Source organism: Nesterenkonia sp. K-15-9-6 (assembly GCF_052656005.1).
In genome coordinates, this window is record NZ_JBQYEY010000010.1 from 1 (window position 1) to 13,920 (window position 13,920).

Here is a 13,920-nt window from a genome sequence, read left to right on the forward strand (position 1 = left end):
CACGGCGGGTCGGACCGCGGTCCGACCCGCCGTGCCCGTGCCCGTTTCAGCGCCGGACGCCGTCGGGGTCCGTCGGGTCGACCAAGGGGGTCTCTCCCGTGCGGATCCGATACTCCTCGACGATCTCCGGCTGCTCGACGTGCTCCACCTCCGGGGCGCCTTCCGGCTGGGTGCCCTCCTGGAAGTCGGGGGCCACCACTGCCTCGACCAGGGAGTCGTCGGCCTCCTCCATGCGGCGCTCGTACTCCTCGGGCGGCAGGGTCTTCAGCCAGCGACGGGTCCGCAGGTAGCCGACCTCTCCGGCATCCTCCCGCATAGCTCGAGAGAGGTTGAACATCATCAGATAGCCCAGCAGGAAGAAGGGCAGGCCCAGCACGATGGCCACGTTCTGCAGGGCCTCGAGGCCGCCGTCGCCTGTGGCGGTGAGCAGGATCGCCGCGATCAGGCCGATGGACACCGCCCAGAAGCCCTTCTGATGGGCCGGCACCTTGCCCTCGAAGCCTGAGGACATGTCGTTGAGCACCAGAGCGCAGGAGTCCATGGAGGTGATGAAGAAGATCGAGACGAGCATGATCGCGACCGCCGAGGTCAACGTCACCAGCGGGAAGTCGCCGAGGAAGGCGAACAGCGCCCCGGGGATGTCTCCTTCGCCGACCACGCGTTCCACCAGGCCCCCGTCGCCGTGCATCTCGATGTCGAAGACTCCGGTGCCCCAGACGCCGAACCAGATGATGGTGAACGCCGTGGGCAGCCCCAGGACTCCGGCCACGAACTGCCGGACGGTGCGTCCCCGTGAGATGCGGGCGATGAAGATCCCCACGAAGGGCGACCAGGTGATGGTCCAGGCCCAGTAGAAGATGGTCCAGCCGTTCTGCCAGCCGGTGTCCGCCATCGTGTCGTTCCAGAACGCCAGCTCGGGCAGCATCGCCGCATAGACGCCCGTCCACTCGATCATGCCGCGCAACAGGTAGACGGTCGGCCCCGTGATCAGGATGAAGACCAGCAGCGCGATGGCCACCCAGATGTTGAAGTTGGAGAGCCGCTTGATGCCTCGGTTCACCCCGAGGAGCGTAGAGATCAGGGCCACGATCGTCACCGCGGTGATGATCATGATCTGAGACAGCGCCCCTTCGTCGATGCCGAAGAGCTCCGCGAGACCCGAGTTGATCTGCATGGTGCCCAGACCGATCGACACCGCCACGCCGAAGACGGTGCCCACAATCGCCAGGATGTCGATGGCCTTCCCGGCCGGTCCGTGGATCTTCTCCCCCAGCAGCGGCTGGAAGATGGAGGACACTCGCGGGGGAAGGTTACGTTTGTAGATGAAGTAGGCGAACGCCAGGCCGGGCAGCGTGAAGATCGTCCAGGTGTGCAGTCCGAAGTGGTACAGCGTGAAGCCCATCGCTTCGGACGCCGCCTCCGCGGTGCCGCCGACCACGGTGGTGGGGTCGACGCTGCCTCCGCCGTCGACGATCTCCGCGGCCTCGTCCGCGGAGATGCCCCGCGGCGGGTTCGCGAAGTGGTTCACCGGCTCGGCCACGGCCCAGAACATCAGGATCGTTCCGATCCCAGCGGCGAAGAGCATCCCGAACCAGGAGACGTCCGAGTGCTCAGGGGTCTCGTCGTCCTGACCGAGGCGCATCCGTCCGAAGCGTCCGAGGGCGATGTAGATGAGGAAGAGCAGGAAGATCGTCACGCCGGAGACGTAGAACCAGCCGAGGTTGTCATAGATCCACCCCGATCCGGTGCCGAAGAACTCCCCCATGCCGGTCGGGTTGAGCAGGGTGAGCACGACGAATCCCAGGATGATCGCCGCCGAGGCGAAGAACACCACAGGGCTTGTCCGCAGTCTGAACAGGTCGTGGAACCTTTCGAGCATCAGGATGCCTTTCGTCGGTCTGCCTGGTGTCCGGGGCGCCGATCTCAAGGTGCGGTCTCGGTGTTCCGGAACGTGTCACTCACCGTAGGAGAATATGGGATTGTTTTCACGTTTTCACCGATGACGGCGTGTAGCCCCAGGTGGATGCGTACACTCTACGGGCCGTCGCCTCCCGCGACCAGGCCCTCGGCACCCCTCCGCATGTCATCTTCGCCGCGGATCATCCCCTCACGAGAACGGCATTCATGATGGTCCGCAATGACTCCTGAACATCGGCTGATCATCACCTGAATGCCAGCAGGTTCGGCGAGCTCCTCTAGACTGGTGGCCCATGAGCCCCTCCCTCGCCGGCCGCCTGAGCACCGTCCTCACCGAGGACGCCGAGGTCGTCGTCGAGCTGGAGCGCAGGAAGTCACGGTTCCTCACCGTGCTCCGACGCACCCCGACGCTCGAAGACGCCCAAGCGCTGGTCGACCGGCTGCGCCGCGAACACCACACCGCTCGGCACCATTGCAGCGCCTGGGTGATCGGACCGTCCCAGGAGCTCCGGCGCGGCAACGACGACGGGGAGCCCTCCGGCACCGCCGGGGCACCGATGCTGGAGGCCCTCACACACGCCACCACCATGGACGGACGACAGGACCTCACGGATGTCACCGCGGTGGTGGTGCGCTGGTTCGGCGGCACTCTGCTGGGCGCCGGCGGACTTGTGAGCGCCTACTCCGACTCCGTGGTCGCCGCGGTCGAGCAGGCGCGCGCCCACGGCCTGCTGCGCCGACGCCGTCGCCTGCGCCAGGTGAGTCTGCCGGCGCCGGTCGCGGTCGTCGGGCGCTGGGAGAACGAGCTCCGGGCCGCCGGGGTGACCGTGGTGAGCACCGAGTACAGCACTGAGTACAGCACCGACGCGACCGCCCGGCTCAGCCTGGCCGTCGACGACACGGCCCAGGACCGCGAGGACCTCGAGGCGCGGCTCGCCCAGCTGAGCTCGGGGCGCCCCTGCCTGCAGGAGGACGGCCACATCTGGGTGGAGCAGAGGCCATGAGCCCCTCTGACGTCCCCGCGTCCCCTGTGCCGGAGGGCCGGACGCCGGCGGTCCGGCCCTCGGCCCTGACGTCTCTCGCGCTCCTCGATGACCTCGATCAGCACCCTCCCGAGGGGCCCGGCGCCGATGCCGCCGACCGGCTGCTGCTGGATACGGCGGCCGCCTGGTGGACGGCCGGACATCCCCGCGAGGCCGTCGCCGTCGCCGACGACCGCTGGGGCGCACTGACGCTGAGCCTGCTGGCCGCGCCGCCGGAGCTGCGCCCACTGACGCTGCGCACGGGTCAGGACGCCCGCAGCGGGGAGCTCGCCGCACAGGCCAACGCCGTCCGGCACGGTCTCACCGACAGCCTCCAGGCGCTCCCCCGGACCTGCGGCGTCACCGAGGAGCTGGTCGCCGGGGCCCGGACCGTGCTGATGCCGCTTCCCCGTGCTCTGGAGACCCTTCAGGACTGGACCTGGCTGGTGGCCGAGCACGCCGCCGACGACGTCGTCCTGCTCGCCGGCGGACGGGACAAGCACATGACCCGCTCCATGAACGAGGTGCTGGCCGCCTGCTTCACCGACGTGGTGCCCGGGCGCGGCCGCGGCAAGGCCCGTGTGCTGACCGCCCGAGGACCGCGCCGGGGACGCACCGCCCCGTTCCCCCGACGTCAGGACCACTCGGGGGTCTCCGACCTGGGCCTCCGGCCGCCGCTGACGCTGCACGCACAGGGGGCCGTCTATGGCGGGACCAGCCTGGACCCGGGCACGCGCCTGATGCTCAGCACTCTGGCCGACGGGTCCGCCGAGGCGCTGCCCTCCGCCGACGGCACACTGCTGGACCTGGGCTGCGGGAACGGCACCATCGCCGTGTGGGCGGCCCTCCGTGACCCCGACCTTCAGGTGACCGCCGTGGACCAGTCCGCCTCCGCCGTGGCCTCCACGCGGCTCAGCGCCGAGGCGGCCGGCGTCGCCGACCGGGTCCGCACCGTCCGAGACGACGGGCTGTCCCGCTGGCCGGACGGCTCCGTCTCCACCATCCTGCTGAACCCCCCGTTCCACCGGGGCAACGCGGTGGACCCCACGGTCGCCCACCGGCTCATCGCCGAGGCCGGTCGGGTGCTGGCTCCGGGCGGCCACCTGGTGTGCGTCTGGAACTCCCACCTGCGACACCGGCCGGTCCTCGAACGCCGGGTGGGCCCCACCCGGCAGCTCGCACGGAACCCCACCTTCACCGTCACCGAGTCGACCAGACGACGCTGACCCGGCGTCGCCCGGCTCGCCGCCGCCCACGACGAAGGCCCCGCCCCACCAGAGGTGGGACGGGGCCTTCAGCGACTCAGCAGATCCGTGCGGATCAGGCGTTGCCGGTCAGCTTCTCCCGCAGAGCGGCCAGCGCCTCGTCAGAGGCCAGGGTGCCCGCGTCCTCGGTCGGCTGAGCCGAAGAGTAGTTGGACGGAGCCGGCTCCGACGACTTGGAGCTGCTGCTGCTGCCGCCCACAGATGCCTGGGCGACGGCCTCGGCGTCGGCGGTGATGGCGGCGGCCACCTGCTTCTTGTGGGCCTCCCAGCGCTCCTGAGCGGCGGCGTACTGAGCCTCCCAGGCAGCGCGCTGCTCCTCGAAGCCCTCCATCCACTCGTTGGTCTCCGGGTCGAAGCCCTCGGGGTACTTGTAGTTGCCCTCGTCGTCGTACTCGGCGTCCATGCCGTACAGCGCCGGGTCGAACTCGGTGCCCTCGGGGTCCACGCCCTCGTTGGCCTGCTTCAGCGACAGGCTGATGCGGCGGCGCTCCAGGTCGATGTCGATGACCTTGACGAAGAGCTCCTCGCCGACGGACACGACCTGCTCCGCCAGGTCCACGTGGCGCACGGCGAGCTCGGAGATGTGCACCAGGCCCTCGATGCCGTCCTCGACGCGCACGAACGCGCCGAAGGGCACCAGCTTGGTGACCTTGCCGGGCACGATCTGGCCGAGGGCGTGGGTGCGGGCGAAGGTCTGCCACGGGTCTTCCTGGGTGGCCTTCAGGGACAGCGAGACACGCTCGCGGTCCATGTCCACCTCGAGGACCTCGACGGTGACCTCCTGGCCGACCTCGACGACCTCGTTCGGGTGGTCGATGTGCTTCCAGGAGAGCTCGGAGACGTGCACCAGACCGTCGACGCCGCCCAGGTCCACGAAGGCACCGAAGTTGACGATCGAGGAGACGGTGCCGGTGCGGACCTGGCCGCGCTCCAGCTTGTTGAGGAAGGAGGAGCGGACCTCGGACTGGGTCTGCTCCAGCCACGCCCGGCGGGACAGAACCACGTTGTTGCGGTTCTTGTCCAGCTCGATGATCTTGGCCTCGATCTCCTGACCGATGTACGGGGCCAGGTCGCGAACGCGACGCATCTCGACCAGGGAGGCCGGCAGGAAGCCGCGCAGCCCGATGTCGAGGATGAGGCCGCCCTTGACGACCTCGATGACGGTGCCGGAGACGACGCCGTCCTCGTCCTTGATGCGCTCGATGTCGCCCCAGGCGCGCTCGTACTGCGCACGCTTCTTGGAGAGGATCAGACGCCCTTCCTTGTCCTCCTTGGTGAGGACCAGAGCCTCCACCTGGTCGCCGACGGCGACGACCTCGTCCGGGTCGACATCGTGCTTGATGGACAGCTCGCGGGACGGGATGACGCCCTCGGTCTTGTACCCGATGTCGAGAAGGACCTCGTCACGGTCGACCTTGACGATGGTGCCTTCCACGAGGTCGCCGTCGTTGAAGTACTTCATGGTCTCGTCGACGGCGGCGAGGAACTCCTCAGCAGTGCCGATGTCGTTGATGGCGACCTGCGGGGCGGTTGCGGTGGTGGTCATGTAGTAGGGGCTCCGATATGGATTGTGTGCTGGACTGGTCAGTGCACGGTTCTCCATGCACTGAGCGACGGACGAATGACAGACTGCCGGCCCAGGCGCCACAGGGCGTCAGGGCCGAGCAGGATCAGTGTCAGAGGTCTGATTCGACTCTGTGCGCAGAACGCGCCCGCCCAGTCTATACTGCGCGGCCAATCGGGTTCAACCGGGCGGCGGCCGGGTCCTGATCCGCCGTGCGACGGCACCCAGAGACGGTCGGATCGCCCCGACGGCGGCCGCAGCCGACCGATCAGAAGTGCGTCGCGCAGTGCGGCGCCGTGGGCAGGTCCCAGCTGGCCGACAGACGGGCCAGCAGCTCCTGCTCCTCGGTCGCTCCCCCGTCCACGGCGAGGCGACCCACGGCGTGCAGGGCGCGCACTGAGACGTCGCCGAGCAGCAGCGAGCCCAGCGTCTCGGCATCGAGGGTCACCACCGGCAACCGGTGCCCCACATCCGACGGTGACGGCTCCCCCACGAGGGCCTCCACCCCGGCCGCCCCCTCGTGGACCTCCACGCGGTAGGCGCCGTCGACGATGCCCAGCCGATCCTCGACCTGCAGCAGCATCTGCCCGTCCGCGCCCCAGTCCCGAGCCTGCAGGCACTGCGCGACGTCGAGGACACGGACCCACAGCACATCGGTCTCCCCGACGACCTCACGGGCGCGGGGGTTCACCAGCGCATGGGACAGCGGATCCTCGAGCGGAGCGCGGGAGAAGGTCACCCGACGCACCAGGTCCATCTCCGCCAGGTGGCGCCACAGCTCAAGACGACTCGTCGCGTCCCGGGAGACTATGTCCATGAGCTCCATCGTCGGCGGCTCGCTGTCCCAGCCGGAGAAGCGGAAGACGGCGCAGCCACCGATCTCTCCGTCCTCGCGCACGTGGACGATGCCCCGCACGGCCCGATCCCAGGAGGCGGCATCGTCGCGGCTCCACCGGGCTGTGGCGTAGTTCCGGTAGGCGGCGTGGCGCCCCACCGAGCCGCGCTCACGGGCATGCTGGACGGCGAAGACCTCCGCGAGGACATCGCCCAGCCGCGTCGGGTCCACCGGCAGGACCGTGCCGGTGGGTGCGCCGCGCAGCGCGAAGCCGTCACCGGCAGGTGTGGTGTTCAGGCGGATCCGCTGCTCCCGGGTGGCGGCGCCGAACCCGAATCGGCCGTAGATGCCGCCCTCGGAGACGGTCAGCGCGGCCACCGGCAGTCCGTCGTCCACCGCGGCGGCCAGCCGCGCGGTCATCATGTGGCTGAGGATCCCCCGACGTCGGAAGCCCGGGTTGACGGTCACTCCGGAGATCAGGCGGGCCGGAAGGAGCCCCGCCCCGAGGTTGAGGGTCTTGTCCCACTCCACGAAGGTGCCCACCGGATGCTCCGGGCCGTGCCCGAGGCGCTCCAGGGCCCCGCCCCAGGGCTCGAGGGCGGCGTGGCCGGGGTCCACGTACACACCGGTGAGCACCTGGCCGTCCTCTACGAAGGCCTCCTGCCAACGCTCGACGTTGGCGGAGGAGAGCCACCCCTCATAGAACCCCTGGGCCACGCTCCGGGTGAAGGCGGCCGCGCGTCCGTCGCTCGAGGCGTCGGGCTCGATCGGGAACGTCTCGACGCGCAGACCGTCGGCGAGCGGGGCGACGGCCGGCGGGCGAGGCACAGCCGGTGTGTCAGATGCTGAGGAGCGGGGAGTCATGGTGGTCACAGGCCCAGCCTAGCGGCATGCCCCGGGAACGTCGTGGCCAGGCATCAGTGCGCCGCCTCGTGCCACGAGGAGCCGACCCCGACGTTGACGTCCAATGGCACGGAGAGCTCCGCGGCGGCTCCCATGCGCTCCACCACCAGCCGCTCGACAGCCTCCCGCTCCCCCGGGGCGATCTCGAGGACGAGTTCGTCATGGACCTGCAGCAGCATCCGGGAGGCAAGACCTTCCGCGCGCAGGGCGGCGTCCACATCGAGCATGGCGCGCTTGATGATGTCCGCGGCGGATCCCTGGATGGGGGCGTTGAGCGCCGCGCGCTCGGCCATCTGGCGCAGCTGCCGATTGTCGCTGGTCAGGTCAGGCAGGTACCGGCGGCGTCCGTAGAGCGTCGAGGTGTAGCCGTCCGCGCGGGCCTGCTCGACCACTTCACGCAGATAGTCGCGCACCGCCCCGAAGCGCTGGAAGTACTCATTCATCAGATCCCGCGCCTCATCCACTCCGATGCCGAGCTGCTTCGACAGACCGAAGCTGGAGAGGCCGTAGACCAGGCCGTAGCTCATCGCCTTCACCTTGGAGCGCATCTCCGCGGTGACCTCCTCGGTGCCGACGCCGAAGACCCGCGCGCCCACGAAGCTGTGCAGGTCCTCGCCGGCGCGGAAGGCGTCGATGAGCGCCTGATCCCCGGAGAGGTGAGCCATGATGCGCATCTCGATCTGCGAGTAGTCGGCCGTCATCAGGGCCTCGTACCCCTCGCCCACGACGAAGGCGTCCCGGATGCGCCGACCGGCGGCGGTGCGCACCGGGATGTTCTGCAGATTCGGATGCAGGGAGGACAGCCGCCCGGTGGCCGCGACCGTCTGAGCGTAGGTGGTGCGGATGCGCCCGTCGTCGTCGATGGAGCCCTGCAGCCCGGTGACCGTCTGCCGCAGCTTGGTGGCGTCCCGGTGGGCCATCAGGTGGACGAGGAACTCGTTCTCAGTCTTGACCAGCAGGTCCTGCAGGGACTCGACATCGGTGGAGTAGCCGGTCTTGGTCTTGCGCGTGGTCGGCAGGCCCAGCTCCTCGAACAGCACAGTCTGCAGCTGCTTGGGCGAGCCCAGATTCACCTCATGCCCCACCACGGCGTAGGCGGCCTCCGCGGAGGCGCCGATGGAGGCGGCGAAGTCGGTGTCGAGCGTCTCGAGGCGGTCCCGGCTCACAGCGATGCCGGTGAGCTCCATCTGCAGCAGCACCTCCGCCAGCGGGATCTCCAGGTCCTGCAGCAGCGTGGTCGCCTCCCGTCCGGCGACCTGCTCCCGCAGCACCGCGCTGAGTCGGTGCAGGAGCATCCCGTGCAGGGCGGCCGTGTCGAAGTCGCTGCGGTTCACGCCGGGCACGACGTCCTGCGCGGAGAACAGGTCGGGAGCTCCGCCGTCGTCCTCAGCGCCGCCGATGAAGTCCTTCGGCTCGGTGGAGGTGCCGAGGTACTGGGTCACGAGATCCGCGAAGGCGAAGCTCCGACGGTCCGGCTGGATCAGGTACCCGGAGATGAGCGTGTCCTCCACGGCCCCCGCCAGCCGCAGACCCCTGCGGGCCAGCCGACGGCCGGCGTCCTTGAGGTCATGCATCAGCTTGGGCCGCTCGGCATCGGCGAGCCAGTCCGCCAGCGCACCCTCCAGTGCGGCGTCCGCCTCGGCCAGAGAGACCGCGAGCGCCTCCTCGGCCCCCTCGGGGACGAGGACGACGGCGAGAGCCTCCGCCACGCGGGCAGCCTCGTCCCGCTTGGCCTTGGTGGACAGGCTCTCGCCGCTGCGGTCCAGGCACAGGGCGACCGCGATCGGGCCCTGGGATGCCTCCAGGGCACCGGTCAGCTCCTCGGCGTCGGTGATCAGGCGCAGTGCGGGCAGCGCCTCCGTCGGTTCGGCGGCGACCTCCGCGTCCGGGAACCGCTGGGCGAAGGTCTCGAAGAGCCTCTCGCGGATCTGGTTGAACTGCAGGGCGTCGAACAGGGGCTCGATCGCCTCACGGTCGGGAAGCGTCAGCGCGGTGTCCTCGAGGGCCACGGGCAGGTCCAGGTCGCAGACGAGCCGGTTCAGCTCGAGGTTGCGTTCGACGTCGGCGACGGCGGCGCGGAGGTTCTCGCCGACCTTGCCGCCGATCTGGTCGGCCTGGGTGATGATCTCGCGGGTCGAGCCGTACTGGGCCAGCCACTTGGCGGCGGTCTTGGGGCCGACCTTCGGCACGCCCGGGAGGTTGTCGGCCGTCTCGCCCACCAGCGCCGCGAGGTCGGGATACTTCTCCGGAGGGACCAGGTACTTGGCCTCCACACCGGCGGGGTCGAGCAGCGTGACCTTGGACAGGCCGGAGGTGGGGTACATCAGGGTGGTGCGGTCGGTGACGAGCTGCAGGGCGTCGCGGTCGCCGGAGACGATGAGCGTCTCCCAGCCGGCCGCCTCCGCCAGGGTCGTGTAGGTGGCGACGATGTCATCGGCCTCGTAGCCCTCCACGGTGACCGCGGGGATGTTCATCGCGGCGGCGACCTGCTTGATGAGCGCGATCTGGCCACGGAACTCTTCCGGGGTCTTGTCCCGCCCGCCCTTGTATTCGTCATAGGACTCGTGCCGGAACGTCGGGGTGTCCAGGTCGAAGGCCAGGGCGACATGCGTGGGCTGCTCCTCGCGGATGAGCTTGAGCAGCATGTTGGTGAAGCCGTGGACGGCGTTGGTGTACTGCCCGGAGTCGGTGATGAAGCTCTCCGGCGGCAGGGCGTAGAAGGCCCGGAAGGCCATGGAATGACCGTCGATGACGAGGAGCTTCTCACCCCCGGCGTCGGCGGCGGCGGCTGAGGACGGCTGGGGGCTGGCTTCACTCTTCGGGCTCACAGTGCAACTCTAGTGGGCATGAGTGGAGATTTCACCGCCGGCGCCGCGCCTGCCTGCAGCGCCGAGACACACATGGCCCCCGTGCCCAGCCGCCTGCCCGATGAGGCCGAGCGGACCGCCCTCCTGCAGGCCGCCGGAGTCCCGGAGCACCTGCACGGTCTGATGGGACCCCACGGGGTCGCCCCGCTGGGTCGGAAGATGGGGCTGCACTTCGAGGAGATGACCCCGGAGAGGGTGGTCGCCACGCTGCCGGTGGCCGGCAACGAGCAGAACATGGGGCTCTTCCACGGTGGGGCTCACATGGTCCTCGCCGAGACGCTGGGGTCTCTGGCGGCGATCCTGCATGTGCGGCTCACCCTGGGCCTGCCGAACGCGGTGGTGGGCACCGAGCTGGGCGCCACCCACCACCGGGCGGTCACCGACGGCGTGGTGACCGGGACGTGCACTCCGATCACCCTGGGGCGCACGCTGACCTCGCATGAGATCGTCATGCGGGATGAGCAGGGTCGGCGGCTGTCCACGGCCCGGATGACGAACATCATCCTCACGCCGCGGGACTGATCGGCGCCGCGGCTCCGCCCGCGCGGCGCTGTTCGGCGAGACAGGTCACCGGGTGCGATACTCGCCCCTATGATCGAGACCGCGAACACCACAGTCCAGCTCGTGGCGGTGATCCTGTACTTCGCGTGCATGGTCGCCATCGGGTACTACGCGTACCGCCGCACCACGGACCTCACCGACTACATGCTCGCCGGGCGGAACCTCCGGCCCTCCACGGCCGCCCTGTCCGCCGGTGCCTCCGACATGTCCGGCTGGCTCATGATGGGGCTTCCCGGCGCCATCTATGCCCGCGGGCTCGTCGAGGCATGGATCGCCATCGGGCTCACCATCGGTGCCTGGCTGAACTGGAAGTTCGTGGCACCGCGCCTGCGCGCCTACACGGAGGTCGCCAGCAACTCCATCACCATCCCCAGCTTCCTGGAGGCCCGCTTCCGCACCGGCAACCACGCGCTGCGGATCATCGCCGGGCTCATCATCCTGGCGTTCTTCATCTTCTATGTGTCCTCCGGTCTGGTCGCCGGCGGACAGTTCTTCACCGTGGCCTTCGGGCTGGACTACCTGCAGGGCATGCTCATCGTCGCCGGCGTCACGGTCGTCTACACGCTGGTGGGCGGCTTCCTCGGCGCCTCACTGACGGACGTGGTCCAGGGGACGATGATGTTCCTGGGCCTGCTGCTGGTGCCGCTGTTCGCCGTGGTGGTCCTCGGCGGCGTCGGCGATGTGGGCTCCGGGGTGTCGGCGGCGGACGCCGTGCAGGCCACCGCGGCAGGCGCCGAGGTGGACCGGATGAGCTTCCTGGCGGGCGCCTCCGCCCTGGGCATCATCTCCGCGGCCGCCTGGGGTCTGGGGTACTTCGGCCAGCCGCACATCATCGTCCGCTTCATGGCCATGCGCTCGGCCGCCGACGCTCCGGCGGCCCGCCGCATCGGCATCGGCTGGATGGCCCTGGCCGGCGCGGGGGCCATCTTCACCGGACTGGTGGGCATCGCCTACTTCCACGGTGAAGGCGTGGACCTGACCCAGGACGGCCGGGAGGAGCAGGTCTTCCTGCTGCTCTCGCAGGCGCTGTTCCATCCGTTCGTCGCCGCGCTGCTGCTCGCCGCGGTGCTGGCGGCCGTGATGTCCACGATCTCATCCCAGCTGGTGGTCTGCTCCTCCGCCCTGGTGGAGGACATCTACCTGTCGTTCGGCCGCACCACCAGCAGAGGCCAGCAGCTGATGCTGGGCCGCGGCGCGGTCCTGGCGGTCGCGATCATCGCCACGCTGCTGGCCCTGGACACCGACTCCACTATCCTGGATCTGGTCGGCTTCGCCTGGGCGGGCTTCGGCGCCGCCTTCGGGCCGGTCATCCTGCTGAGCCTGTACTGGCGCCGCCTGACCATGGCCGGTGCGCTGGCCGCGATGATCACCGGGGCGGTCACCGTGGGCATCTGGGGCAACGTCGACGCGCTGTCCGGGTTCCTCTACGAGATCGTCCCCGGCTTCGTGCTGGCCACGCTGGCCGCCTGGGTCGTCTCCCGGCTCACCTGGCGTGAGGACGACGCCGCCGCTGAGGTCGCAGCCGAGTTCGACGCGATGCTGGAGGCCTCTGGGGCCCGCACGGCGGCACGCTGATCCCGCCTGCCGGGGCCGCTCAGCGGCTGCCGGCCTTCCTGGGCGCCCGGCGGGCGTCCAGGAAGGCCAGGATCGCCGCCTCCATCGCCTCCGCGTGTCGCTCCGCGGTGTACCGGTCCCGGATGATCTCGAGTCCTCGGGCACCCATGCGCCGCAGACCGGCTGGGTCATCGACGAGCTCCTGCAGGACCTGCCGCAGCGACTCCGGATCTCCGCTGCGGTAGAGCCGTCCGGTCTCGCCGTCGATGACCGCTTCGATCTCCGGAGACGAGTCCGGGTTGCCGTCCTCCGCCACTACGGGCACGCCCAGGCTGAGCGCCTGGGTGACGTTGAGGCCCGCGCCGCCGATGGACACCGCGGCGTCGGCGCGTGCGTAGAGCTGACGCAACGTGGGCAGGTCGTAGACCGCACCCAGGAACTCCGCGTCGACGCCGGCCTCGACGAAACGTCGCTCCAGGCGGGGACGCTCGACGCCGTCTCCGACCACCAGGACACGAGGACGCGCCGCGGCGGGCATGAGCTCCAGGGCCTCGGCCAGCGTGTCCAGACGGTGCCGGGTGGTGAGTCGGGAGCTGTAGATCAGAGTGGGTCGGCGCGGCGCCTCGGGCGCGCCGACGGCGTCCTGCTGGTCGGCGGCGTGCGGGTCGGCGTCAGCAGGTGCAGCGGCGATCTGGTCCTCCGCGTAGATGCTGTTGTAGACCACGGCGATCTTCTCCGCGGGGACCCCGTAGGAGACGCCCAGCTCGCGGGCCCGGTCGCCGTAGACCAGCAGACCGTCGCACAGCGCGTAGAAGGCCAGACGCAGCCGACGTTTCAGCCCGGCTTCGGGACGCTTCCAGCCGTGCCCCCACAGCAGCACCGTCCGCCCGGTGAGCTTGCCGGCGAGCATCGCGGCCCAGGCCGAGAGCGTATAGATCCGTCCCGCCAGGACGTAGACGTCGTGGCGGCCGGAGAGCACGTCCCGCACCTGGCCGCGTTCCCACCACAGCTCGCCCCAGGAAAGTAAGCGTAGCGGGGTGACCTGAGCCAGCAGCTCCTCCGAGGCGGACTGGATACGGTCGGCCGCCGTGCCCTCGGAGTTGCGGTACCGTCCCACGAGGTCGACATCGAGGCGGGTGCTGGAAAGCAGACGGCGCAGCAGCGGTTCCCGGTAGTGCGAGACGGTCGGCTGGACGACGAGGAAGACCTTCGGCGGCGAATCCTGCTCCCGCGACGTTCGACGACCGGGGACTCGCATGCACGCTCCTCGTTGGAGACCGAGAGGGGAACTCGAGGGAACCTCAGAGCAGAGTTGGAGGGGATGACGGGAATCGAACCCGCGTCGTCGGTTTGGAAGACCGAAGCTTTACCATTAAGCTACATCCCCGTTCGCGACCGTCGTCGCAACGATCACCCAGCTTAGCAATGCGCT

General features: G+C 69.7%; 9 protein-coding genes and 1 tRNA gene. 4 read left to right on the top strand and 6 right to left on the bottom strand.

What is annotated here, in order from left to right; translation table 11 throughout:
* Nucleotides 1-46 precede the first annotated feature (46 nt).
* A complete protein-coding gene (locus tag SD455_RS07870; RefSeq protein ID WP_070160147.1) occupies nucleotides 47-1,879 on the bottom strand; it encodes a BCCT family transporter in 1,833 nt (610 codons plus the stop codon).
* A 331-nt stretch (nucleotides 1,880-2,210) separates the two neighbouring features.
* On the opposite strand from SD455_RS07870, the gene SD455_RS07875 reads away from it, so the two are divergent.
* Both SD455_RS07875 and SD455_RS07880 read left to right on the top strand, forming a co-directional pair.
* The gene (locus tag SD455_RS07875) at nucleotides 2,211-2,921 is read left to right on the top strand and encodes an IMPACT family protein (RefSeq protein ID WP_445507761.1); all 711 of its coding nucleotides are present in this window, start codon (nucleotides 2,211-2,213) and stop codon (nucleotides 2,919-2,921) included.
* On the top strand, nucleotides 2,918-4,165 hold the full coding sequence (locus tag SD455_RS07880; protein ID WP_445507762.1) for a class I SAM-dependent methyltransferase: 1,248 nt from the start codon (nucleotides 2,918-2,920) through the stop codon (nucleotides 4,163-4,165). The genes SD455_RS07875 and SD455_RS07880 overlap by 4 nt, the downstream gene beginning before the upstream one ends.
* Before the next feature lie 94 nt (nucleotides 4,166-4,259).
* On the opposite strand, the gene rpsA is transcribed toward SD455_RS07880, so the two are convergent.
* The 3 genes from rpsA to polA form a co-directional block, all read right to left on the bottom strand.
* Nucleotides 4,260-5,750: a 30S ribosomal protein S1 gene (gene rpsA / locus SD455_RS07885; protein WP_070160151.1), complete on the bottom strand. Its 1,491-nt coding sequence runs from the start codon at nucleotides 5,748-5,750 to the stop codon at nucleotides 4,260-4,262.
* Between the two features lie 286 nt (nucleotides 5,751-6,036).
* The gene (locus SD455_RS07890; RefSeq protein ID WP_445507805.1) at nucleotides 6,037-7,467 is read right to left on the bottom strand and encodes a GNAT family N-acetyltransferase; all 1,431 of its coding nucleotides are present in this window, start codon (nucleotides 7,465-7,467) and stop codon (nucleotides 6,037-6,039) included.
* Nucleotides 7,468-7,520: 53 nt separating this feature from the next.
* The gene (polA, locus tag SD455_RS07895) at nucleotides 7,521-10,256 is read right to left on the bottom strand and encodes a DNA polymerase I (protein WP_445507806.1); all 2,736 of its coding nucleotides are present in this window, start codon (nucleotides 10,254-10,256) and stop codon (nucleotides 7,521-7,523) included.
* Between the two features lie 96 nt (nucleotides 10,257-10,352).
* On the opposite strand from polA, the gene SD455_RS07900 reads away from it, so the two are divergent.
* Together SD455_RS07900 and putP are read left to right on the top strand one after the other, a co-directional pair.
* Nucleotides 10,353-10,895, top strand: a complete 543-nt coding sequence (locus SD455_RS07900) for a hotdog fold thioesterase (RefSeq protein ID WP_445507763.1) — start codon at nucleotides 10,353-10,355, stop codon at nucleotides 10,893-10,895.
* A 69-nt stretch (nucleotides 10,896-10,964) separates the two neighbouring features.
* On the top strand, nucleotides 10,965-12,509 hold the full coding sequence (gene putP / locus SD455_RS07905; RefSeq protein WP_311024102.1) for a sodium/proline symporter PutP: 1,545 nt from the start codon (nucleotides 10,965-10,967) through the stop codon (nucleotides 12,507-12,509).
* A 19-nt stretch (nucleotides 12,510-12,528) separates the two neighbouring features.
* Here putP and SD455_RS07910 read toward each other — a convergent pair whose 3' ends face one another.
* Together SD455_RS07910 and SD455_RS07915 are read right to left on the bottom strand one after the other, a co-directional pair.
* Nucleotides 12,529-13,746: a glycosyltransferase family 4 protein gene (locus tag SD455_RS07910; RefSeq protein ID WP_445507764.1), complete on the bottom strand. Its 1,218-nt coding sequence runs from the start codon at nucleotides 13,744-13,746 to the stop codon at nucleotides 12,529-12,531.
* 55 nt (nucleotides 13,747-13,801) lie between these two features.
* Nucleotides 13,802-13,875, bottom strand: a tRNA-Gly gene (locus tag SD455_RS07915).
* Between the last annotated feature and the right edge of the window lie 45 nt (nucleotides 13,876-13,920).